Annotated in this window: 13 protein-coding genes and 2 pseudogenes; 7 read left to right on the top strand and 8 right to left on the bottom strand. The window is 60.4% G+C overall.

What is annotated here, in order from left to right:
- Positions 1-100 precede the first annotated feature (100 nt).
- The 4 genes from PSH76_RS04640 (at position 101) to PSH76_RS04625 (ending at position 3,837) form a co-directional block, all read left to right on the top strand.
- Positions 101-1,477: an L-serine ammonia-lyase gene (locus tag PSH76_RS04640; RefSeq protein ID WP_047711665.1), complete on the top strand. Its 1,377-nt coding sequence runs from the start codon at positions 101-103 to the stop codon at positions 1,475-1,477.
- A gap of 39 nt (positions 1,478-1,516) precedes the next feature.
- Complete coding sequence (gcvT, locus tag PSH76_RS04635; RefSeq protein ID WP_098950517.1) at positions 1,517-2,641, top strand: glycine cleavage system aminomethyltransferase GcvT; 1,125 nt, start codon at positions 1,517-1,519, stop codon at positions 2,639-2,641.
- Positions 2,642-3,035: 394 nt separating this feature from the next.
- Positions 3,036-3,254 (top strand): cold-shock protein, encoded by a 219-nt coding sequence (locus PSH76_RS04630; RefSeq protein WP_003193835.1) that lies wholly within the window; start codon positions 3,036-3,038, stop codon positions 3,252-3,254.
- 94 nt (positions 3,255-3,348) lie between these two features.
- Positions 3,349-3,837, top strand: a complete 489-nt coding sequence (locus tag PSH76_RS04625) for an RDD family protein (RefSeq protein WP_032902749.1) — start codon at positions 3,349-3,351, stop codon at positions 3,835-3,837.
- Between the two features lie 485 nt (positions 3,838-4,322).
- On the opposite strand, the gene nadA is transcribed toward PSH76_RS04625, so the two are convergent.
- Positions 4,323-5,381 carry a quinolinate synthase NadA gene (gene nadA, locus PSH76_RS04620; RefSeq protein WP_305493644.1) on the bottom strand — a complete coding sequence of 353 codons (1,059 nt, stop codon included), beginning with the start codon at positions 5,379-5,381 and terminating at the stop codon, positions 4,323-4,325.
- 471 nt (positions 5,382-5,852) lie between these two features.
- On the opposite strand from nadA, the gene PSH76_RS04615 reads away from it, so the two are divergent.
- Positions 5,853-7,568, top strand: coding sequence for a ShlB/FhaC/HecB family hemolysin secretion/activation protein (locus tag PSH76_RS04615; protein ID WP_370874645.1), 1,716 nt, complete (start codon positions 5,853-5,855; stop codon positions 7,566-7,568).
- Between the two features lie 106 nt (positions 7,569-7,674).
- Positions 7,675-12,630 carry a hemagglutinin repeat-containing protein gene (locus PSH76_RS04610; RefSeq protein WP_305493643.1) on the top strand — a complete coding sequence of 1,652 codons (4,956 nt, stop codon included), beginning with the start codon at positions 7,675-7,677 and terminating at the stop codon, positions 12,628-12,630.
- A 144-nt stretch (positions 12,631-12,774) separates the two neighbouring features.
- On the opposite strand, the gene PSH76_RS04600 is transcribed toward PSH76_RS04610, so the two are convergent.
- From PSH76_RS04600 to PSH76_RS04580, 5 genes are all read right to left on the bottom strand, one after another.
- Positions 12,775-13,236 carry an SRPBCC family protein gene (locus PSH76_RS04600; protein ID WP_305493642.1) on the bottom strand — a complete coding sequence of 154 codons (462 nt, stop codon included), beginning with the start codon at positions 13,234-13,236 and terminating at the stop codon, positions 12,775-12,777.
- 86 nt (positions 13,237-13,322) lie between these two features.
- Positions 13,323-14,870 carry an MDR family MFS transporter gene (locus PSH76_RS04595; protein WP_305493641.1) on the bottom strand — a complete coding sequence of 516 codons (1,548 nt, stop codon included), beginning with the start codon at positions 14,868-14,870 and terminating at the stop codon, positions 13,323-13,325.
- Positions 14,863-16,014: an HlyD family secretion protein gene (locus tag PSH76_RS04590; RefSeq protein ID WP_305493640.1), complete on the bottom strand. Its 1,152-nt coding sequence runs from the start codon at positions 16,012-16,014 to the stop codon at positions 14,863-14,865. The genes PSH76_RS04595 and PSH76_RS04590 overlap by 8 nt, the downstream gene beginning before the upstream one ends.
- Positions 16,011-17,492, bottom strand: a complete 1,482-nt coding sequence (locus PSH76_RS04585) for an efflux transporter outer membrane subunit (protein ID WP_305493639.1) — start codon at positions 17,490-17,492, stop codon at positions 16,011-16,013. Before PSH76_RS04585 ends, PSH76_RS04590 begins: the two co-directional genes overlap by 4 nt.
- A 253-nt stretch (positions 17,493-17,745) precedes the next feature.
- Positions 17,746-18,486: a helix-turn-helix transcriptional regulator gene (locus PSH76_RS04580; protein WP_305493638.1), complete on the bottom strand. Its 741-nt coding sequence runs from the start codon at positions 18,484-18,486 to the stop codon at positions 17,746-17,748.
- Between the two features lie 325 nt (positions 18,487-18,811).
- On the opposite strand from PSH76_RS04580, the pseudogene PSH76_RS30700 reads away from it, so the two are divergent.
- A pseudogene (locus tag PSH76_RS30700) lies at positions 18,812-18,975 on the top strand (IS4 family transposase); the annotation flags it as partial.
- A gap of 567 nt (positions 18,976-19,542) precedes the next feature.
- Here PSH76_RS30700 and PSH76_RS04570 read toward each other — a convergent pair.
- The gene (locus PSH76_RS04570; RefSeq protein WP_305493636.1) at positions 19,543-19,785 is read right to left on the bottom strand and encodes a hypothetical protein; all 243 of its coding nucleotides are present in this window, start codon (positions 19,783-19,785) and stop codon (positions 19,543-19,545) included.
- Positions 19,782-22,763: pseudogene (locus PSH76_RS04565) on the bottom strand (DUF637 domain-containing protein); the annotation flags it as partial. The gene PSH76_RS04570 and the pseudogene PSH76_RS04565, both read right to left, overlap by 4 nt.
- Between the last annotated feature and the right edge of the window lie 202 nt (positions 22,764-22,965).

Raw genomic sequence — 22,965 nt, 5'->3', positions numbered from 1 at the left:
CCTGATTGAACGTGGCGCCTGTGAGTTTTTCGCGAGCAAGCTCGCTCCTACAGGGAAAGGGTGGATTGGGTTTCCAATAATAAGAAACCGGAGAACAACCATGTCCCTTAGCGTGTTCGACCTGTTCAAGATTGGCATCGGCCCCTCCAGTTCCCACACCGTCGGCCCGATGCGCGCCGCCGCTCGATTTGTCGAGGGGCTCAAGCGTGACAACCTGCTGGAGGCCACCACCGGCATCAAGGTGGAACTCTACGGATCGCTGGGCGCCACCGGCAAAGGCCACGGCAGCGACAAGGCCGTGTTGCTGGGCCTGGAAGGCGAACACCCAGACACCGTGAATACCGAAACCGTGGCTGCACGCCTGGCGCAGATGCGCAGTGACGGGCGCCTCAACCTGCTCGGCGAACACAGCATTGCGTTCAACGAGAAAGAACACCTGGCGATGATTCGCAAGCCCCTTGCCTACCATCCCAACGGCATGATTTTTCGTGCCTTTGACGCCGCTGGCATCCAGATCCGCAGCCGCGAGTATTACTCGGTCGGTGGCGGTTTCGTGGTGGATGAAGACGCCGCAGGCGCCGACCGTATCGTCGAAGACGCCACACCCCTGACCTTCCCGTTCAAACACGCCAAGGACTTGCTTGGCCATTGCACCACCTATGGCCTGTCTATCAGCCAGGTGATGCTGACCAATGAAAGCGCCTGGCGCCCGGAAGCGGAAACCCGCAGCGGGTTGTTGAAGATCTGGCAGGTGATGCAGGACTGCGTCGATGCCGGCTGTCGCAATGAAGGCATCTTGCCCGGAGGCTTGAAGGTCAAGCGCCGGGCGGCGGCCTTGCACCGGCAGTTGTGCAAGAACCCCGAATCGGCGCTGCGCGACCCGCTGTCGGTGCTGGACTGGGTCAACCTGTATGCGCTGGCGGTCAACGAAGAAAACGCCAATGGCGGACGCGTGGTCACCGCGCCCACCAACGGCGCGGCCGGGATCGTTCCCGCCGTGCTGCATTACTACATGCGTTTTATCCCCGGCGCGAACGAAGACGGCGTGGTGCGCTTTTTGCTCACCGCCGCCGCCATCGGCATTTTGTACAAGGAAAACGCTTCGATCTCAGGCGCCGAAGTCGGGTGCCAGGGCGAAGTCGGCGTGGCCTGTTCCATGGCCGCAGGCGCACTCTGCGAAGTGCTGGGCGGCAGCGTGTCCCAAGTGGAAAACGCCGCCGAGATCGGCATGGAACACAACCTCGGCCTGACCTGCGACCCGATTGGCGGGCTGGTGCAGGTGCCGTGCATCGAGCGCAATGCCATGGGCTCGGTGAAGGCAATCAACGCGGTGCGCATGGCCCTGCGTGGCGACGGGCAACACTTTGTGTCCCTCGACAAGGTCATCCGCACCATGCGCCAGACCGGCGCCGATATGAAAAGCAAATACAAGGAAACCGCCCGCGGCGGTTTGGCGGTCAACATTATCGAGTGCTGACGCCCACAAGCGCGTCGGCACGTTTTTCAGGAGCTGAATATGTCCACCGAAAACCTGTTGAAAACCCCATTGCATGCCCTGCACCTGGAACTGGGCGCACGCATGGTGCCCTTCGCCGGCTACGACATGCCGGTGCAGTACCCCTTGGGCGTGATGAAAGAACACCTGCACACCCGTGAACAGGCCGGGTTGTTCGACGTGTCCCACATGGGCCAGATTCGCCTCACCGGCGCGAATGCCGCCAAGGCCCTGGAAACCCTGGTGCCCGTCGATATCATCGACCTGCCGGTGGGCATGCAGCGCTATGCGATGTTCACCAATGAGCAAGGCGGCATCCTCGACGACCTGATGGTCGCCAACCTGGGTAACGACGAGTTGTTCCTGGTGGTCAACGCCGCGTGCAAGGACCAGGACCTGGCGCACCTGCGCGCACATATCGGCGACCAATGCACCATCGAACCGCTGTTCGAAGAACGCGCCCTGCTGGCCCTGCAAGGCCCGGCGGCGGTGAAGGTTTTGGCGCGCCTGGCCCCTGAAGTCACCCAGATGACTTTCATGCAATTTGCCACCCTGCGTTTGCTGGGCGTGGACTGCTACGTCAGCCGCTCCGGCTACACCGGTGAAGACGGTTTTGAAATCTCCGTGCCAGCGGCCAATGCCGAGAGCCTGGCCCGCAGCCTGTTGGCCGAAACCGAAGTGCAGGCCATCGGCCTGGGTGCCCGCGATTCGCTGCGCCTGGAAGCCGGCCTGTGCCTGTACGGCCACGACATGAACACCGACACCACCCCGATCGAAGCCAGCCTGCTGTGGGCGATCTCCAAGGCCCGGCGTGCCGATGGCGCGCGGGCCGGCGGCTTCCCTGGCGCCGACCGCATCTTCACCCAGCAGCAAACCGGTGTGGCGCGCAAACGCGTAGGCCTGCTGCCACAGGAGCGTACCCCAGTGCGTGAAGGCGCAGAAATCGTCGATGCACAAGGTACGGTTATCGGCAGCGTGTGCAGCGGCGGCTTTGGCCCCACCTTGGGCGGCCCATTGGCGATGGGTTACCTGGACAGCGCATTTGTCGCACTGGATACCGAAGTTTGCGCAATGGTACGTGGGAAAAAGGTGCCACTACGTGTAAGTAAAATGCCATTCGTTCCGCAACGTTACTACCGCGGCTGATTGACTGTTTCTATAAGTAACGCGGTTGCGTTAACGTGCACTAAACTGTAACGCAACCGCCATAAAACAGTGCATTCACGATAGGCGTTTTTATAGCTGACGCCCTATAACAAGTGAATAACTCTATCGAATAAGTCGGTATCAGAACATTCAACAAAGTGTCATGAGACCCAGCAAAATCGGGGCCTGCCCCAGGGCTTGTTTTTTTCATCTTAGTTGGCGTAGAGTTTGCCCACTGTGTTTGCATGGGTCGCTTGGAACCTGGACCTGGGCAGTAGCTGAAGTAGTTTGCTACAACCCGTTCGACGTCTCTTAACTTTCCTGCAACCCAGCCCAGTACTCTTTCGTGTGAAAGGGGCTGTCATTAATTTTTAGCGTCAAAGGAAAGAAGAAAATGTCGGATAGCAAACGTCAGAGCGGTACCGTCAAGTGGTTCAACGACGAGAAAGGGTTTGGTTTTATCACTCCTGAAAGCGGCCCGGATCTGTTCGTGCATTTCCGCGCTATTCAGGGCAACGGCTTCAAAAGCCTGAAGGAAGGCCAGAAGGTCACCTTCGTTTCAGTTCAAGGCCAGAAAGGCTTGCAGGCTGACGAAGTCCAAGCAGAAGGCTGATCCTTCCTGCGACAAAAAGCCCCTGATATGACATCAGGGGCTTTTTTATGGGCGCCATTGCGTAAACTGCGTGCTTTCTCCAGAGAGCCCTGCCATGTCCAAACCCCTGTTGAGCCCCCAGGGCGAATTCCCCGCCGTTGGCCTGGGCCGTCGCCTGGCAGCGATGTTCTACGACTTTCTTTTATGCACCGCCCTGCTGATCGTCACGGCGTTTATCTACAAGCTGGTGTGGATCGCCTTCGTGGGCGAAGCGAAGATGCGCACGCTCACCGAATCCGGCGCGCTGGACGGTGACCCGTTGCTGTCGACTCTGCTGCTGTTCGTGCTGTTCGGGTTCTTTGCCAAGTTCTGGACCCATTCGGGGCAAACCCTGGGCATGCAGGTGTGGGGCGTGCGCGTGCAAAACGCTGACGGCTCGCGGATCAGCCTGTGGCAGGCATTGTTGCGTTTTGTGGTGTCGATTGCGTCATGGTTGTGTGTGGGGTTGGGGTTTATCTGGTCGTTGTTCGATAAACATAAACGCAGCTGGCATGACATCTATTCGGATACCCAACTGGTGCGGATCCCGAAGCAAAAGAAATAACTCAAGCGCATCGCAGATCAACTGTGGGAGCTGGCTTGCCTGCGAAGACGGCCTAACAGTCAACATAGTTGGACCGTGTACATATCCGTTATTTAGGTAACGGCCACTTAGGGTTCCGCCCTGACGGCGGCTCACTTTCGAAAAGCGCGAAAGTAAGCAAAGCGCTCTTGCCCCACCACTCGGCACCTCGCTTAGGCTCGGTGTGCCCGTAATCCGCCAGTGATTTGGGGGGCCGCCGCCACGCGCCATCCATGGCGCGGGGCGGCTAAACCGGCATCCCTGCCGGTTTACCCCCCAAATCCCTGTCGAATTCCGGCCAGCGTGGTTTGACGGGGCGCCTAAGATCAAAAGCAGATCAAGATCAAGAGCGGCTCGCTTCGCATCGTGGTTACCGTCGGCTGCTACAGGCTACAAAGTTGTGTAGATACCTAATGGCTATCGCAGGCAAGCCAGCTCCCACATTTTGATCAGTGCTCAGTCTCAGATCAGGCGTTGCCGACCAGCTTTAACCGGGCTGCCTGGGTAAAGTCGAGCATGCGCTTAAGCGGCCGTACCGCCTGCGGAATTACCGCCGGTTCCACGAAGATCTCATTGCTGCCCTCACGCAAACACTGCAGCGTGCGCTCCAGCGTATTCATCGCCATCCACGGGCAGTGCGCGCAACTGCGGCAGGCTGCGCCGTTACCGGCGGTAGGCGCTTCGACGAAGACTTTGTCCGGGCACAGCTGCTGCATCTTGTAGAAGATGCCGCGGTCGGTGGCGACGATAAAGGTCTTGTTTGGCAAGCGTTGCGCAGCGGCGATCAGTTGGCTGGTGGAGCCCACCGCGTCCGCCAGTTCGATCACCGAAGTCGGTGACTCGGGGTGCACCAGGATCGCCGCATCCGGGTACAGCGCTTTCATGTCTTCAAGCTGCTTGGACTTGAACTCTTCGTGAACGATGCAGGCACCGTCCCACAGCAGCATGTCGGCGCCGGTCTGGCGCTGGATGTAGGTGCCCAGGTGTTTGTCCGGCCCCCAGATAATGGTCTCGCCGTTGTCCATCAGGCTCTCGACGATTTCCAGCGCGCAGCTGGAAGTTACCACCCAATCGGCCCGGGCTTTGACCGCCGCCGAGGTGTTGGCATACACCACCACGGTGCGCTCGGGGTGTTGATCGCAGAACGCGGAAAACTCATCCACCGGGCAACCCAGGTCCAGGGAGCAGGTGGCTTCCAGGGTCGGCATCAGGATGCGTTTTTCAGGCGTGAGGATCTTGGCGGTCTCGCCCATGAAGCGCACGCCGGCTACCAGTACGGTCTTGGCCGGGTGGGCGGCGCCGAAGCGGGCCATCTCCAGGGAGTCGGAAACACAGCCACCGGTTTCTTCGGCCAGGGCCTGAATCACCGGGTCGCAATAAAAGTGGGCAACCAGCACCGCGTCCTGAGCTTTGAGCTCGGCGGCGATGGCGGTTCGCAGGCTCGCCTCTTCGGCAGCGCTGAGCACCTTGGGCTGCTTGGCGTCGAGGTGGGCTTGAACCAGTAGGCGTTCGGAAATGTGCGTCATGTTCGCAAGACCTGCAGGCGCAGTAGCGCGAAAGTCGAGTGTACCACCGGCTCCGGAGCCCTTCGGGCGCCGCCGGACGAAGTGTTTTTGTTCATCAAGCACGGGTAAAGCTAAAGCTGCGCAAGGCTACAGAATATCCAATGGATTCAAAAGCCTAATCTGGTGACCCGGCAAAGTGCTCAATCCCTGGCCGTGAAACGCCGATTAGGTGACGCTCGCACAACAATCAAAACCGCCCCGGCCCCTCTCCCGCCTCTGAAAAATCAGGAATATCAGGTCCCCTCACCCCGGCGCGCACTAAATTTGTGCATTTATGCACTGAATTACGCGATTTTTCTTACGTCTTGTGTAATAAATCCTACAGCGATGTAACAAACCGTCGACCACTCACTCAAGTAGGGCAATTACCGCTGAGTTCAACGTTGGCTCAGACGGTATGGATCGTGTGTATTTCTACGTTAAGGATGTCGAGTGCCAAACCTGCTCTCAACCGGACACTTGTGCTGTACCCGGAACCTGGGCATCGCCCTGCTCTGCTTGTGGGCGCTGCCCGTGGCTGGCGCCGAGGCGCCGCAGCCAGGCCAGGAAGCCCTGCGCTTGCAGCAGCAACAGCAACGCGACCTGCAGCAATTACAACTGGAGCAGCGCCAACGCCAGATGCAACGTGGCAGCTTCGGTACACCAGCGGCCACATCGGCCTTGCCCACAGACATCACAAAGGATGAACACTGCTGGCCCTTGAGCGGTACGCGCCTGGCCGGGGTCACGCTGTTCAGCCGTGCCCAGTTGAATAAGCATATCGAGCCCTACGTGGCGCCTTGCATGGGCGTCACGCAGATCAACCGCCTACTGGCCGAGATCACCCGGCTGTATGTCGAGGCCGGTTATATCGCCAGCCGCCCCTACCTGATCAGTGCGCCCGCCGCCGGGCAACCGTTGGATATTCACGTCGAAGAAGGCTACCTGGAAGCCATCGAACTGGCCGACCAGAGCCTGCCGGTTTCATTGGGCGGGGCATTCCCCGGCATGCTCGGCAAACCCCTGAACCTACGAGACCTGGAACAGGGCCTGGACCAGCTCAATCGCCTGCGCTCGGTGGACCTTACCGCCGACATCGCCCCAGGCAGCACGGCGGGCGCGTCGCGCATCATCCTGCGCTCGCGCAGCAGTGCCTCGCGCTGGGCCCTGGGCCTGGGGGTGGATAACCTTGGCAGCGCTGGCACCGGGCGTGATCGCAATGCCATCAACTTGAGCCTGGACAGCCCGCTGCAAATCAACGACTCGCTCAACCTGAGCTTCAGCGACACGCTCGACCATGGGCCGCGCTACAGCCGCAGCCACAGCCTGTTTTATTCCATCCCCTACGGCTACTGGACCTACAGCCTGTTCGCCAGCCATGCCGAGTACCGCTCGCCGTTCAAGCTCAGCCGCACCACGTTTTACAACAGTGGCCGCACCGATCAGGTAAGCCTGCGCAGCGACCGGGTGTTGTGGCGCGACCAGGGCCACCAACTGAGCGCCAACCTGCAACTGGCCTACAAAGACGTCGACAGCTACCTGCAAAAGGTACACCTGGACATCCAGAGCCCCACGCTCACCGTAGCCGAAGCGGGCCTGAATCTGTTCTGGCTCAACAGCGCGGTGTGGAACCTGGACGTCAATTATGCCCAGGGCCTGACTTGGTTCGGTGCCGATCGGGATGCCGACCAGGTACAGAAAAACCGGCCCAAGGCGCAGTTTCAAAAGTACCGCGCCAACCTCACCCAATGGCGCAACGGCCAATGGTCAACGCAGCCGTGGCAGTGGCAAAGCCAGTTGTCGGTGCAATACAGCCCGGATGCATTGCCCGCCATCGAACAGCTGCTGATCACCGATGACTCGGCCGTGCGCGGCTACCGCGAAAACAGTACTTCCGGTGCCATTGGCGCGGTATGGCGCAACACCTTGCGCCTGCCGCTCAACACTGACTTGCCGGTGAAGCTCACCCCGCGCCTGGGCCTGGACAACGGCTGGGTCAAGCATGAACACGGCGCCCGGAGCCAACGCCTGAGCGGCGCCAGCGCGGGGCTCAACCTGAGCTGGAAGAACGTGCAGCTCGATGTCGATTACCAACGCAACCTCAACACCCCCACAGGTTTTCGCCAGGAGCCGGAGGTCTGGCTGACGCGCCTTAGCGTACAGATATGAGCCAACACCTGTTTTTAGCCTGAGTCACCGCCGTACCTGACCACCCCAGCAGCGTTGCAACGAACAACGCGCGTGGTGGATCAGCCAACACAGAGCGAGATTATTTATGCCGACTACTCCACACAGCTTCCACCTTTCACCCCAGGGCAAACTGCGCTGGGCCATCGCCAGCCTGTTCCTGCTGCCGCAGCTCGCGCTCGCCGCAGGCTTGACCGTCGTCGAAGGGCCTGGCGGCACGCCGCAACTGCAAAACCAGGGTGGCGTGCCCATCGTCAACATCGTCGCGCCGAACGCCGGCGGCCTGTCCCATAACCAGTTTTTGGACTACAACGTCGACCGCCAGGGTGTGGTGTTGAACAACGCCCTGCAGGCCGGCCAGTCCCAACTCGCCGGGCAACTGGCGGCCAACCCGCAGTTCCAGGGCCAGGCGGCGAGCGTGATCCTCAACGAAGTGATCAGCCGCAACGCCTCGACCCTCAACGGCGCCCAGGAGATTTTCGGCCAGGCGGCCGATTACGTGCTGGCCAACCCTAACGGCATTTCGGTGAATGGCGGCAGTTTCATCAACACGCCCAATGCCAACCTGGTGGTCGGCCGCCCCGAACTCAACGACGGCAAGCTGCAAGCCTTGAGCACCCGCGATGCCAACGGCCAACTGACAGTGCAAGGCCAGGGCCTGCAAAACCGTGAAGGCTCCATCAACCTGATCGCGCCGCGCATCGACAGCGAAGGTCGCCTTAGCGCTCGCGATCAATTGAACCTCACCGTCGGCCGTAACCAAGTCGATTTCGCCAGCGGGCAAGTGCGCCAGGTGGACCCGGCCAGCAAGACCCAGGACCAACGCATCGACGCGCGCCTGTTCGGCGCCATGCAGGCCGGGCGCATCAACATCATCAGCACCGCCGAAGGCGCCGGTGTGCGCGTGGGTGGCGTGCAGGTGCAAGGCACCGACGGGGTGAAGATCAGTTCGGCCGGCGACCTCGACATCAGCGGCCAGGTGCGTGCCGACAGCCTCGACGCCACCCGCGCTGGCGTGCACAGCCGCCAGGGCGATATCGACTTGCACAGTGCCAAGGATTTGAACCTGGCCGCCACCGACGTCAGCGGGCGCAACGTCAAACTCGACGCCAGCCGCAACCTGACCCTCAGCAGCCTGGAAAGCCGCAAGCTCCAGGAAAAGCGTGAGCAGTGGAACAACAGCAACTTCCTGTTCACCTACGAAACCTACGACCGCACCATCACCGACAAAGACTCGCGCCAGCACGGCAACAAGGTCGTGGCGCAACAGGATGCCGCGCTGTCTTCCGGCGCCAACACCGAGATCAAAGCCAGCCATGTAGAAGCGGGCAACACCCTGCGCGTCGACAGCGGTGCCGACCTGCACGTTAACGCCGCCACCGAAACCCATGAAACCCGCGACCAGGGCAACCATCGCAAGCACCTGTGGAAAGCCAATTGGGATAAGTCCAGCAGCGAACAACGCAGCATCACCAGCAGCCTCAAGGCCGGCAAGGCACTGGAGCTGACCAGCCAACAGAAGCTGCAATTGCAAGGCGCCGAGCTGAAAACCCCCGGCGATATTCAACTGGCCGCCCGGCAGGTGGAAATCACCAGCGCCAGCCGCACCCAGAGCAGCAGCGACAACGCCTACTCCGGCGACCTCACCGGCGGCAGCTTCTTCGGCAAGAACGGCGACGGCAACCAGGGCAAGACGTCGAACACCGGCAGCAAGGTCAACGCCGATGGCAAGCTGATCGTCAAGGCCGACGACGTGCGCATCAGCGGCAGCCAGGCCCGTGGCGGCAAGCAGGCCAGTGTCATCAGCGACAAAGGTTCGCTGGTGATCGACGGCGTGCAGGACACCTCCCACGACAACCGCTACAGCAATGACAGCAAGTTCTTCGGCATCTCCAAGGATGAAAGCCGCAAGAACCTCAAGGGCAGCACCGTGGTTGCCAGCGACCTGCGCTCGGACAGCAACCTCAAGCTGCAAAGCGCTCAGGACATCCGCGTCAGTGGCTCGCAGGTGTCGGCTGGCGGCGAACTGCAGGCGGATGCCAAAGGCGATATCAAGGTCGTGGCCGCCGAGAACACCACTCACGACACCACCGGCACCCATACGCGTGGCTTCGATGGCTACGCCAAGGAAACCGAGGGTGTCAGCCGCCAGTACCGTGCGGGGTTGAGCTATGAAGACCAGCAGCAAACCCGCACGACCGACACCACCGAGCAGCAGGCTTCCAGCCTCAAGGGTGGCAGTGTCGTGGTGAAGGCCGGTGGCGATGTGAGCATCCAGGGTTCGGACCTCAAGGCAACCGCAGGCGATGCCACCGTCAGCGGCAAAAACGTCGAGCTGTTGGCTGCCCACGACAAGCGCACCGAAGCCGTCGACAAAACCACCACCGGCGGCAGTTTCTACTACACCGGCGGCATTGATCGCGCAGGCAGTGGCGCTCAGTTCAGCCACCAAAGCAGCCAACACACCGCTGAAAAAACCACCGCGCAAACCAGCACCGTGGCCGCGACCGGCAAGCTGACCATCAACGCTGGTAATACCTTCACCAGCGAGGGTGCACAGGCCAAGGCCGGCGCCGAGCTGCAGGTCAACGCTGGGCAGATCAACAACCAGGCCGCCCATTCCACCGAGACCAGCACCCACAAGGAAAACGGCTGGACCGCCGACGTCGGCGCCAATGTCGAATACCGGGGCATTACCCGCCCGATCGAAAAAGCCGTCGAGGGCGTGGCCCAGGCCAAGTTCCATCAGCCCGGTTTGCTGGATGCGTTCGAGCAACCCAATGTCGGCCTGGATGTGGAAGTCGGCCACACGAACAAAACCGGCACAACGCAGGACAGCACCGCCGTGGTCAGCCAGTTCAGTGGCGCCACGGTGCAGGTCAATGCAGCCGGCAAATTGCAGGACGAGGGCACCCAGTACCGCGCCACCGAGGGCGGGCTGAACATCAAGGCCGGCGAGCACCTTGCCACGGCAGCGGCCAACACCCACAGCAGCAGCGAGCAAAGCGTGGACGCCAAGGCTGGCGTGCGGGTTTACACCACCACCGGTGAAGACGTGAACGTGCGCGGCAGCGGCCTGGGCGGCAGCAGCGATGTGCGCGAATCCACCAGCACAGCAGTAGTCGGTAGCTATGTGGCCAGCCAAGGCGTGAACATCGAGGCCAAGGGCGATGCCCGTTATGAAGGCAGCCAGTTCGACGGCGGCCAGGCCGGGGTCAACCTCAAGACCGGCGGTGAATTGGCGCTCAACCAGGCCACCGATACCCAGAGCAAAAACAGCAGCACGCTGCGCGGCAACGGCTCACTGACGGTGGGCACCGCACCCGGCGCCAATGGTAGCAACGTCAACCTCGGTGCCGGTGTGCAGCTGGATAACAAGCGCCTGGACACCCAGGACAGCCAGGCCCGTGTCGCCACGATTCAGGGCCGCGGCCCCGTGCAGCTCAGCAGTGGCGCTGACATGACCCTTCAAGGCACGCAGATCGGCAGCACGGGCGCGAAGGCTGGCGATATCAGCCTCAGCGCCGGCGGCAAGCTGAACCTGCAAGCCGCCACCGACAGCCACGTCAGCAATGGCAGCAACCTGGGCGGCGGCCTGACCCTCGGCGCCGGCAAGACCAGCAGCGCCGAAAGCAGCAGCAAGACCGGCAGCCTCAGCGCCAATTTCAACATTGGCAAAGTGGCAGAGAACGACCAGAGCGCCGTCGTCGGGCAGTTGCACAGCAGCGGCAAGGTCAGCCTCGCCAGCGGCGCTGAGGCAACCGACGCCATCCACTTGCAGGGCACTCAGGTCAGCGCAGCCAGCGTTAGCCTGGATGCGCAAAATGGCGGCATCCTGCAGGAGTCCGCGCAATCGACCCAGGCCCATAACAACTGGGGCGTGACCCTGGGCGCAGGCGGCAGCGTCGGCAAAACCACCCTGGCCGACGCCGGTGAACATGAGACACCCAAGACCCAGCGCGGCATCAATGCGCGGGCCAAGGTCGATGTAGATCACCTGCAAGGCACCACCCAGCACAACAGCCTGATCACGGCGGGTGACGTCACCCTCAACAGTGCCGGCGACACCCATCTGGCCGGAGCGCGTATCGACGCCGACAAGGTGAGCGGCACGGTGGGCGGCGACCTCGTCGTCGAAAGCCGCAAGGACCACGTCAACAGCACCCAGGTGAATGTCGACGCCAGGCTGGATGTCGAGAAGAACCAGCCGGGGGTGGTCGATAAACTGGCCAAAACCACCGGCCCGCTCAAGGACAAGGTACAAGCCAAGGCCGAAGGCGCGTTCGACAAGCATCGCGACAAGCTGGAGAACGTCGTCGACAAGGGCGCCGGGCACCTGGCTTCGGCCAAGGACAGCGTGGTCAACAGCGTGGTCAATGCCAAGGAACGCCTGGGCGAAAAACTCACCCGCAGTGGCAGCTACGACGTGAACCCAGAACCCCGTGGCGCCTTCGGCACTCGCGTGGACAAGGCCAAGGCTTACCTGGCAGACAAGACCGATGCCCTGGGCACGCGCCTGTCTGGCTTCAAGGATAAGGTCTGGCCAAAAACCAGCGACAGCTACACCGTCAGTGGCAAAGACACCACCGGCAGCACGGTGGCCAATACTGCCGAGAACGTGTTGTTCGGTGACAAGAGCGGCAACACCAGCTACACGCCGACCTTGTACCTGGATGTCAGCCATGTGGTCAAAGACAGCGTCACCCAGGCGTCAGGCATTCGCGCAAGCCAGGGCGTCAACCTGCAGGTCAAGGGTGACACGCAGCTCACGGGCGCGCGGATCAGTGCGCCCAATGGCAAGGTCGAGCTGGGTGGCTCCAAGGTGACTGCAACCACACTGGCCGGCAGCGACTACCGTGCCGATGTCGGGCTGAACGTTTCGAAGTCACCGGTCAACCTGGCCCTGGGTGCCAAGGACGAACTGACCCAGAAACACGACGACGCCACGCGCAAGGACCAAGCCTTCAACCTGGGCCCGCTGCGCGCGGGTGGGCACAGTGAAAGCCAGGCCTTGCAGGCGGGCATTGATCAGGCCATCAACTAAAAGGTAATCCCCACCCCACTGTAGGAGCGAGCTTGCTCGCGAAGAACGTCAACGATGACGCCGGCATGCTTGGAGTACGCGGCGCCCTCAGGTTTTTCGCGAGCAAGCTCGCTCCTACACCTAGGCACATTTTCAGTGTGTCAGTCAGTTGAAGAGTGCCTGTAGGTTCTTCATCGCATCATCGGCAAAGCCTTGCAGGAAGGCTTCGAACGCCGGTACGTCCTCCTGGCTGCCCGCGTAGGGCTGGCCAATGATCGTCCAGGTCGCCAGGCTCTGGGTCGGGCCTTGTGGCACCACCTCCATCAGCGCCCACAGGTTGCCAATGTTCAGTGAGGTGTAAATCAGTGACCAGGTCATGGTCATGGCTTGGTCGTCATGGCTGTTGAGTTGCTCCATCACCACATTGCCGTCCTTGAACAACTTCTTGCGGACCGACCGCACGCCCTCGCCGGTCATTTCGATGTGGGACAAGGCCGGAATAAACTTCGCAAAACCAGCGAAATCGCCGACCACATTCCACACACTGCGAGCATCGCCGTTCACGCTGACGCTGGCGACGACAGGGTTACCCGCCGGGTTACGGACCAGGGTATCGGGTTGTTGCATAAGAGCGCTCCTTTTTTCCGGGGGGCGGATAGTGGGCTCCTACACAACGCAGTGGGCTGTACACATTCAACACCTGCCTGGCGTGGTTATGCGTTTTTGGCTGGCTGCCGTAATGCCAAGGCCGCGACACCACACACGATCAACGCGACACAGGCCACGTAGAACGCATCGCTGTAGGCCATCAGGTACGCCTCGCGCCGCACGGTGTGGATCAAGCCGTCGATCACCTGCTGTTGAGCGGGTAGTAGCTGGTTGAAGATGAAAGCCTCGCTGTCAGCCATGCTGGCGCGCAGACGTTCCTGCAAGGAGGGGGAAAACAGCGTGATCGACTCCCCTACCCGCTCAGAATGAAAGCGCTCGCGCATGGCCACGATCTGCGTCAGACCTGCCGTGCCCACGGCGCCCCCTAGGTTACGCAGCATGGAGAACAAGGCCGAAGCCGATCCGGCTTCGTCCTTGGCCAGGCCAGACACCGCCAGCACGGAAAGCGCCACCATGATCAGCGGCTGCCCGATGCCCCGTACCACGGTGGACGGAATAATCACGTTGGCGGCGCTGTCCGCGTTCAGGTGCGCGCCGAGATAGCACCCCAGGGCCATGATGAAAAAGCCGCTGGCGACCATCAGTTTCGGGTTGAGCCACTTCATCAGGCGCGGCATGAACGGCGCCAGTACCAGTTGCACCATGCCGTAGGCGATCAGGCTGATGCCAATCTCCCGGGCGTTGTAGCCCTGCAATTGGGACAGGTAATTGGGCACCAGGAACACCAGGCCGAAGGTGGCCCCGCCGAAGATAAACATCGCTGCGCTGGCCACGCCGAAGTTGTAGCTCTTGAGCAGGCGCAGGTTGATGAAGGAGCGACTGCCATACAACTGCGACAGCACGAAGTACACCAGGGCAACGCCGGCAATCAGTGACATCCACACAATGAAATCGGAGCCGAACCAGTCCTTGCGGCCGCCCTCTTCCAGCACGATCTGCAAGCCACCCAGGCCGACGATCATGGCGATGATCCCGCCCCAGTCGCCACGCTTGAGCAGGCTTAGTTGCATGGGTTTGGCATCGATGGACCATGCCACCGCCAGCAGCAAGAGAATGCCGGGAGCCAGTTGCAGGTAAAAGATCCAGCGCCAGGAATAGGCATCGGTCAGCCAGCCGCCAATGGACGGCCCGGCGGCCTGGGCGACGCTGTTGGACAGCGCGAACAAGGCCATGCCCATCGCGATTTTGCTGGGCGGCAGCTCGGTGATGATCAACTGGAATGACAAGGGGATCAGCACTGCGCCGGCAGCGCCCTGGATCACCCGAATGATGATCATCACTTGCAGGTTGGGCGCCCAGGAGCAGGCAATCGACGCCACCAGAAACACAAACGAGCCGACGAGCATCACCCGGCGCAGGGAAAACACCTGCACCAGCCAGGCGGTGAGCGGGATCATCACGATTTCTGCGACCAGGTAGGCGGTGGAGATCCACGAGCCTTCCTCGAACGTCGCCCCCAGGGAGCCTTCGATCTCCGGCAGCGCGGCGCTGGTCACGTGCACGTTCATGCCGGCCATGAAACAGCCGAACAGCCCACCGATCACCGCCACCCAGGCGCGAAAGGAGACGCTCTTTTCAGCCGCGTCAGTCATGTGTAGCGCCCTGATCATCTGGGCGGGTGTCCACCGTGGTGATGACCGACATGCCCGGCAGGATAGGTCCGCCTTCGTCATGCTCATCAATGGCGATCTTCACTGGAAAGCGTTGCACGATCTTGGTGAAGTTGCCGGTGGCGTTGTCCGACGGCAACAGTGCGAACACCGCCCCGGAGCCTGGCGAAAAGCTCACCACATGGCCTTTGAGCTTGCGCCCCGAATAACTGTCGACGCTGATATCTACCGGTTGGCCGGCACGCATATCGCGCAATTGGGTTTCCTTGTAGTTGGCCACGACGTAAGCCTGCTGCAAAGGCACCACCGCCAGCAGCGGCAACCCTGGCGCGACGTATTGACGGGTTCGCACTTTGCGCTGCCCCACCACGCCGTCGATGGGCGAGCGGATCAAGGTGTCCTCCAACGCATGCGTCGCCAGGTTCAACTGCGCCTCGGCCTGGCTGCGCCGGGCTATCTGTTGCTGGAGCGAAGCCTGGGCCAATTGACGGCGGGTGACGGCCACGTTCAAGCGGGTTTCCTGCTGGCGTTGCATCGCCTTGGCCATTTCCACTGCGGCACTGGCCTGGGTGTAACTGGCGGCGGCCGTTTCCAAGCGCTGGGCGCTGGCGGCGTGTTCGCGCACCAAGCCTTCATAGCGGCGCTGGTCCAGGCTTGCGCGGCGTAATTCGGCGGCCACGCTGCGGGCGTGGGCCTCGGCCTGGGCAACCCCGGCCTTTTGCTGAGCGATCAGGCTGTCGGTGACTTCCAAGTTGGCCTCTTGCGCTGCCACCGAGGCTTGGGTTTCGGCCAGTTGTGCGCGGGCTTGTGCCAAGCGGGCCTGGTAGTCACGGTCCTCGATGCGCACCAGCACATCCCCGGCCTTGACGGGCTGATCGTCCTCCACCATTACCTCGGCCACATAGCCTGAGACCTTCGGGCTGATGGGAATCCAGTCGGCCCGCACATAGGCATCATCGGTCTGCTCCAAGTAACGGCCAACCGTCATCCAGTACAGGCCGAACACCACCGCCGCGATCAACAACCCAGCGCCGCCCAGGATGAACAGATGCCTTTTGCGGCGTGAGTTGCGCGCAGGCACCTGTTCATCCTGGACAGCAGTTTTTTCATCAACGGCGATATTCATGGCTGGGTACCGGAAAAAGGGGTGTAAGCGTGGGTGGGCGCTGAAGGCTGCCAACCACCGCCAAGGGCACGAAACAGGCTGATCTGGCGTTGCAGCAATTGACCATCGGCGTCGGCCCGCGTGGCCTGCAAGCGGATCAGCTCACGTTCGCTGTCCAGCACGTCGAGAAAGTCGATAGCCCCCGCCTCATAGTTGAATTGGGCCAATGTGTAAGCCTGGCGGCTGCTCTCCAGCGCCTGGCTCAGGGCCGCGTGGCGCTGGCGTTCGCCGTCGTATAACACCAGCGCCTGGCGCACCTCCTTGAGGGCCTTGAGCACGCTGGCCTCGAACTGCGCCACCTCCCCTTGCTCAAGCGCCCGCGCCTGCCTGACCCGCGCACGGTTGGCCTGCCAATTCGGGAACTGCCAGGTGATCAGTGGGCCGATGCCGAACATCACCGCACTGCTGTCCCCCAGCTCATGTGGCTTGTTGGCCGATGAAGACACGGACGCGCCGAAGGTCACCTTGGGGTACAGGTCGGCCTGGACGATATCCACTTGCAGCGTGGCCGCCTGCAACGTGCGCTCGGCCTGCCGGATATCAGGGCGGCGCGCCAACAATTGCCAGCCATCGCCCACCGGCAATTCGGCATTGAGTTGGGGCACCCCTTCACACGTCGCGACGCCAGTGCCTTGGTCCAGATCAGCCACGCCGGTGAGCATTGCCAGCTCGTACAACGCGGCTTGTCGACGCGCCTCCAGCATCGGCAACAGCGCCTGGGTTTCGCCTTGCAGGGCGTGCATGCGGCTGTACTCAAGGTCGGTCACCACACCGGCCTGGCGCTGGCGATCAATCAACGCCAGGCTGCGCCCGACCACGTCCAACGAATGGCGCTGGACCTTGGCACGCGCACCCAGCGCGCAGGCATTCACATACGCGCGAGTGGTTTGCGCCACGACCGTGATGCGCAGCAGTTCTTCGGCATCCTGCGCCGCCGCGGCTTGCACCTGAGCCCGTTCAATGGTGCGCTGAACCTGGCCCCAGACATCCACTTGATAAGCCAGCTCCAAGCCTGGGTTGAATGCCCACTCCGACGGCGCATGGCTGTCGGTGGCCTTGGCCAGCGTCTGGTCATCAGCCGTCTTGCCGTAAGCGGCACCCAGTGACGCCTGGGTGGACGGCCAGCGCTCGGCATCGGCCTGCAGGATACCGGCCAGCATCGCCTGCACATGGGCCTGGGCCGCTGCCAGGTCGCGGTTGTGCAGCAACGCCTGTTGCACCAGCGCATCGAGTTGCGGGTCGTTGTACAACTGCCACCAACGCTCGGGCAATGCCTGGGCCGACACGCCTTGCGGCAAACGACTCAGGGCATTGATGCGTTCAGGATGGGGCTGTGCCGGTGTATGGGCGACCCAGGACGAACATCCCGCCAACAACGCCACCGCCACGCCGAGCAGCGAGAGACGGCCGTGCCGTGGGAAAAAAGAAGGCGAACCCATCGAAAAAATCCAGAATGCCAAGTAGAGACGCAGGGTAAAAGCGCAACGGGGTGCGCATCTCCCGAGTTCTGGACAACCATCGTTTCGATTGGGACAAAGTGCAGGTCTGTAGGAGCGAGCTTGCTCGCGAAAAACGTCAACGATAACGCAGCGCTCTCAGGTTTTTCGCGAGCAAGCTCGCTCCTACACGGGCATAAGGGCAAGCCCCCACATTTGGGCCGAGGCTAGAAGGGAAGCCTGTCGCCGACTCAAGTCAGACCAGTCGACGGTGACTCGGCGTGTAACCCAGGGTGCGCTTGAACATCGCGGTAAATGCACTCGGACTCTGGTAACCGTGCTCCAGTGCCACTTCCAGGATGGAGGCCCCACTGGCCAGCCGCTGCATGCTGAGCAGCAACCGCGTGCGCTTGCGCCACTCGCCGTAACTCATGCCCAGCTCTTTCTGGAACAACCGCGCCAGGGTGCGTGAACTCATATTCAGTTGCGCCGCCCAACACTCCAGTTTCGACTCCTGGGAAGGGTTGTCGATAAAGTCCGCGCACAGCACCTTGAGCCTCGGCTCATCCGGAATCGGCACATGCGCCAGCACTCGCTGCGCGCGGTCAAGCTCCGAGAAAATCAGCTCGACAATCTGCACATGACGCAACGACACCGCCTGACTGTCAGTCTCATCACCCGCAGCCACAATCAGCTCGCGCAGCAAGGGTGAAACCCTGATCACCTCACACGCCTGCGCCAACCGACCGTGCGCCCCCGGCGAGATCAACAAAGTGCGCATACGCACCTCGCCGGTCATGCGGATCTGATGCTCCATTGCCGGTGGCACCCACAGGGCGTGCCCGGAAGGCAGCACCCAGGTTGCCTGCTGCACCGACACCAGCATCACACCGTTGATGGCATAGACCAATTGGCCCTCGTCATGTCGGTGGGCAGCCACTATGTCGCCGTGAAGATAGTTACCGGCAAGGGCCGCCAAGGGGGTATGCGCGTTCATATCAGGAGGCCGCGAGCAGGTTAGATCGGCCAGTGTTGGAAGGATCCTGGGATGTCATGTCGCTTCTCCTTTTTTGAACAGCGTGACCCGTTGGGCCTCGGTGGCCACTGGATTCAATACTAAACAAAGAAAGGGTGGAGGGAATTGCGTATTGGGGTGAGTATTGGGGAAAAACGTCGAGGAAAAATTAAAAAAACCGGAATATTGGGGAGTGGATTTCAATAAAGAAAGATTGTTGTTTTTGGGGATGACAGAGGCGCGCAAAGAGACCTTGTGTGCCTGTGCCATTTTTTCCTGCGCCGATGAACAAAGCGGTGGGGTACCGAATTTACTTAGGTTGATCGCCAGGAAACGTGTCGAAAACCGGCCGGGACGGATTGAGCCTCGCGCCATAAAACGAAGACTCAAGCCTTACCCGATGCTAATGCAAACGCGTTCGGCGGCAAGGGCCGAGATCAGGAAAATGGACAGCCTAAGAAGGTTAAGTAAGTGCCATTCAAATCTGTCCCATTTTCTTGGGGCCGTTGCTGCGCCTTTTGCACCAACTAACCCTTAAGAACAATAGAGAAATCCGGTCCGAGTTCATTTCTCAAGCTTTCAGCTAATCGCTCTCCCTCTCGCTTGAATTCGTGCTCTAACTCCTCACTTTTGAACCCAGAGTTTGGCGGGTAATCAGCATCTAGTGTTTCATCGTATGTAGCGGCCCACTTTGATAGACGCATCTGAAGCTCTTCAGAGATAGGAAGCTCGCAAGGAGCTATGTCTCCATACTCATCGGGGGACATATTCCAAAGCGGATGACACTGATAATCCGCCATCAACTTTATTTTTTTCACTTAACGCTGCCCCTTGGATTTGCACCGACGACAAAACCGTTTTCGCCAACAGCCACAGCAATTCGCTGCTGCTGCCCGTTAATAGTTAACTCATAAATTGGGCGCCCAGTTCCAGAGCCTTGATAACCAACGAGCTTACCCTCAGAAACGGCCTTCATTACCACACGCGGAATCTGAGCCTCAGACACTCCCATCATTTGCCCCATTTTTTCTTCTAGCCTCACCCCGACTCAACAATGAAATCTTTCGCTAAAATCATCGCCTCAAAAAAACCAGAGAATGGAACTCTCAAAGTCGCGCTACTTAAGTCAGCAAAGATCTCCACCTCTAAAGCGTCCACCCCTTTATCCTGATTAACTTGAGCAATAGGTTCGCCTTTATATTGAATCTCCGCAGTCAGCCTTTTGTAGCGACTATCACTAAAGCCCAGAACTTCAAAATCCGAATTGCTTTCAAGTTTCATGGTTTCGCCTTAGGGTCCAAAAACCCAGAAAATGAGCCATCATTATTGTAGCGCAGACCTCTTCCATCGGGAGCCCGGACCTCTAGCCCACCGCGACTCAAATTTGAGAATGTTGAATTTGGATTCTTGAGAACGTCATCGATAATACCGAGTGCAGTTGCATTTTTCTTTTCAATTCCACCTGTAAGTTTTGGGAACGTTCCAGTAGCTCGCTGGCCAGAAGCATGCTTTGTGAGCGCCCTAGCAGCCTCTGTCAGACCTTCCTTATTGATAGGATTTGAAGCGGCGGCAGATAGATTATCCAAAGTGCGGCCGCCGAAATTTTGCAGGGCGGAAGGCAATCCTTTTGCACCTCCCATCACAAGCCGACCTAATACTGCCGCCAGCCCCGCACCTGTGAGCTCGCCGGCCATAAAATAGCCCCAAGCCTTGACGAACTCGTTAGACGGTTGAACCCCTTCAAAACCTTGCCCTCGGACCAGCTCCAGCTGTGCTTGGGCAATTTGATCGTTAGTGGCACCTTTTTCCAGCATGTCCTTTGCCAGAGTAGTCGCCGCTGATCCGTATTCACTTAAACCTGGTGGCAGATGCTCCAGAAAATTGTATTGCGTCAGGTTTTGCGCAACCCAAACCCCTTTCTCGATCTTGGCGGCATCCGCATCTTTCTGCCCCGCAGCCGCCAACACTCCCACGATCTGCGAACTCATCGTCAGCAACTCTTCGTTGCCGTTAACCAGCGTATTCAGATGAGTAACCAGCGCCTCATTCGCCCCCGCCGCCAATGCACCGGTTTTAAAATCGCCGCCCGTAGCCTCAGCCAGCAAACCACCTACCATCGCGTGAATCGCAATCTTGGGTGCCGATCCATCGGCAATTACGCCTTGGGTGTAATTGCCCACTAGGTTAAAACTGGCTGCCGCCAACGTATTGAACAGCGCACTTTTTAATGCATCGCTGGCGCTACCGCCCTGCCCGAGTGCCTTGCTCAGCAGCATGGATGTGCCGCTTTGCAACGTCTGGTTGGCGGCAAATTTACCGACACCGCTCCACGTACTCAGTAGACCTGGCGTCGTGACTTTCCCAGTGATTGTGTTTGTTTAAGTCCCCGTCCAATCACCAAAATAAGCAGCGGTCATGCCAGCCGTGACGCCAGCAATCACATCCCCCTTCATCGCATCCGAAGAAGTCACGTCCTTGAGTACCGCGCCCAAGTTGCCACGGTTGTTAACGACACTGACCGTAGCGTTTGTCGCCGCTCCCGCTGCCACCGCCCCAGCTCCGGCGGCCACCCCAACGCCCGCCCCTGCACTGGCAGCCGCACCAGCAGCCAACGGGCCAACCACCGCCGCCATCACAATCGCAATAATGATCTGCGACGCAGGCCCCAACCCCGAGTTGCTGTACTTGAAGCTGTCATGAATCTCCTTGACCTGCCTCCAGTCCACATCCCCACGCGCTTCGGCCTCTTTGATCCAGGCCAACTGCGGATCGGCCTTGACCATCGCATCAATCGATTGGCTGACGGTTTGCTGGTTGACCTGCCTGACATCGATCTTCAGGCCTTCCACCGCCTTGATCGCGATATTGCCCTCAGCCACCATTTGGGTCTGGCGCAGGGTCTCATCTGTATTTCCTTTTCCTTTTGACGATGTCCAGAACGCATCTCCCTTGCTCTTCTCGTGGCTCTCCTGATGCAGATCCTTCACCGCCTCAAATTCGACCGCCCCTCCACTGACAATCGCAATATCCCCCCCACTCTCAAGCTTCGCCGCCTGATACTTCTGATCCCCCCCGCTCTCCAGCGTCAGGTCCCCCCCAGTCTTGATCTCACTGCCGACATTCTTCACATCGGTCACTTCATCACGCTGAGTCTTCTTGCTGCCCCAACTGCCCTTCTTGCTCATGTCGTACAGCGAGTAGTGGCTGTCTTACGCCGCCAACATTTGCAGTTCGTTATCCGCATGCACATAGGCTTCGTTGCCCGCGCTGATTTTGCTGGCGACTAGCGTGAGGTCGGTGCCAGCGATGGCGATCAGGTCGCCGCCGGCTTTGAGTTCGGCGCTTTGTTGGGTGACGTCGTCCAGTTGGGTGGTGGTTTTGGTGCCGCCTTTTTTGCCTTTGGAGTAGTCGTGTTGTTCATTGGCGGCGGCGGCCAGGGTCAGGTTTTCGCCGGCTTTGACGCTGAGGTCTTTGGCGGCGCTGACGGTGCTGGCGACCACGGCGATGTCGCGGCGGGCATCGATGGCGAGGTTGCCGCCCACGTCCACGGCGGAGGCGTGTTGCAGGATGGTTTGCTCGGTGCCGCTGATACGGCGGCGTTGGTAGGCGTAGTCGTCCTGTTCGGTCTGGCTGGCGATCAGTACGTCGCGCCCTGCCGTTACGCTGGCGTCGCCACCGGCCTTGAGGTTGCTGCCGAGGTTGAGCACGTCGCGGCCGGCGTTCAGTTTGAGCGTGTCGGTGGCTTCGAAACGGGAGGCTTCGCTGGCCACGTCGTTGCGCAGTTGGTAGCCCTGGCCGTCCTGTTTGAAGGTGGTGACGGTGCGTTCGTTGAGGATGTCGCCGGTCACGGCGGTGGCGCTGATGTCGCGGCCATTGACGATACCGCCGCGGGTGTTGCGGATCGAGTCGGTGGCGAGCATTTCCAGGCGGTTGCCGGCTTGCATCAGGCCGCTGTTGTCGATGTTGCCGGCGACCATGTTCAGGTTGTTGGTGGCCCGCAGGGTGCCGCTGTTGTGCAAGTCGCCGCCGGTGACCAGGCTCACGTCCTGGCCCTGGATCAGCGCGCCGTTGGGCGCCAGGCGGTTGTTGGCCTGGGCCAGGTAGAGCACCGGGGTCAGGACTTTCTGGCCGTTGACCTCGGCTTCTTCCATCCACACGATGTCGTGGGTCAGCGCCGCGACTTGTTCGGCGGTGAGGGACACGCCCAGTTGCAGGTTGAGCGAGTCCTTGTTTGAATCATTTTTGAAGACGTAATACCGTATTCCCGAGCTTCGGACTTTTCCCACGAACTGACGAGGTTGAGCCATAGGAACTAACTTGGCTAGGATTCCCCGTCGCAGTAAATCCTGTGGCCGGGTGTCGCAACCTGAAGTAGTCTGAGGCGCGGTAGCGCCATAGCTCTGTAGCAGGCGCTTTTTTTATGCCTGCTTACCGCATCTATGGTGGACCGTGTGAGGCGGG

This window comes from Pseudomonas sp. FP215, assembly GCF_030687795.1.
Classification (GTDB): Bacteria; Pseudomonadota; Gammaproteobacteria; order Pseudomonadales; family Pseudomonadaceae; genus Aquipseudomonas; species Aquipseudomonas salmasensis.
This window is presented reverse-complemented; position numbering and strand designations above follow the sequence as displayed.

What these genes read in the sequence shown, in the direction of transcription:
- PSH76_RS04640 (WP_047711665.1), top strand. Translation starts at nt 101, where the DNA reads ATGTCCCTTAGCGTGTTCGACCTGTTCAAGATTGGCATCGGCCCCTCC.
- gcvT (WP_098950517.1), top strand. Translation starts at nt 1,517, where the DNA reads ATGTCCACCGAAAACCTGTTGAAAACCCCATTGCATGCCCTGCACCTG.
- PSH76_RS04630 (WP_003193835.1), top strand. Translation starts at nt 3,036, where the DNA reads ATGTCGGATAGCAAACGTCAGAGCGGTACCGTCAAGTGGTTCAACGAC.
- PSH76_RS04625 (WP_032902749.1), top strand. Translation starts at nt 3,349, where the DNA reads ATGTCCAAACCCCTGTTGAGCCCCCAGGGCGAATTCCCCGCCGTTGGC.
- nadA (WP_305493644.1), bottom strand. Translation starts at nt 5,381, where the DNA reads ATGACGCACATTTCCGAACGCCTACTGGTTCAAGCCCACCTCGACGCC.
- PSH76_RS04610 (WP_305493643.1), top strand. Translation starts at nt 7,675, where the DNA reads ATGCCGACTACTCCACACAGCTTCCACCTTTCACCCCAGGGCAAACTG.
- PSH76_RS04600 (WP_305493642.1), bottom strand. Translation starts at nt 13,236, where the DNA reads ATGCAACAACCCGATACCCTGGTCCGTAACCCGGCGGGTAACCCTGTC.
- PSH76_RS04595 (WP_305493641.1), bottom strand. Translation starts at nt 14,870, where the DNA reads ATGACTGACGCGGCTGAAAAGAGCGTCTCCTTTCGCGCCTGGGTGGCG.
- PSH76_RS04590 (WP_305493640.1), bottom strand. Translation starts at nt 16,014, where the DNA reads ATGAATATCGCCGTTGATGAAAAAACTGCTGTCCAGGATGAACAGGTG.
- PSH76_RS04585 (WP_305493639.1), bottom strand. Translation starts at nt 17,492, where the DNA reads ATGGGTTCGCCTTCTTTTTTCCCACGGCACGGCCGTCTCTCGCTGCTC.
- PSH76_RS04580 (WP_305493638.1), bottom strand. Translation starts at nt 18,486, where the DNA reads ATGAACGCGCATACCCCCTTGGCGGCCCTTGCCGGTAACTATCTTCAC.
- PSH76_RS04570 (WP_305493636.1), bottom strand. Translation starts at nt 19,785, where the DNA reads ATGAAACTTGAAAGCAATTCGGATTTTGAAGTTCTGGGCTTTAGTGAT.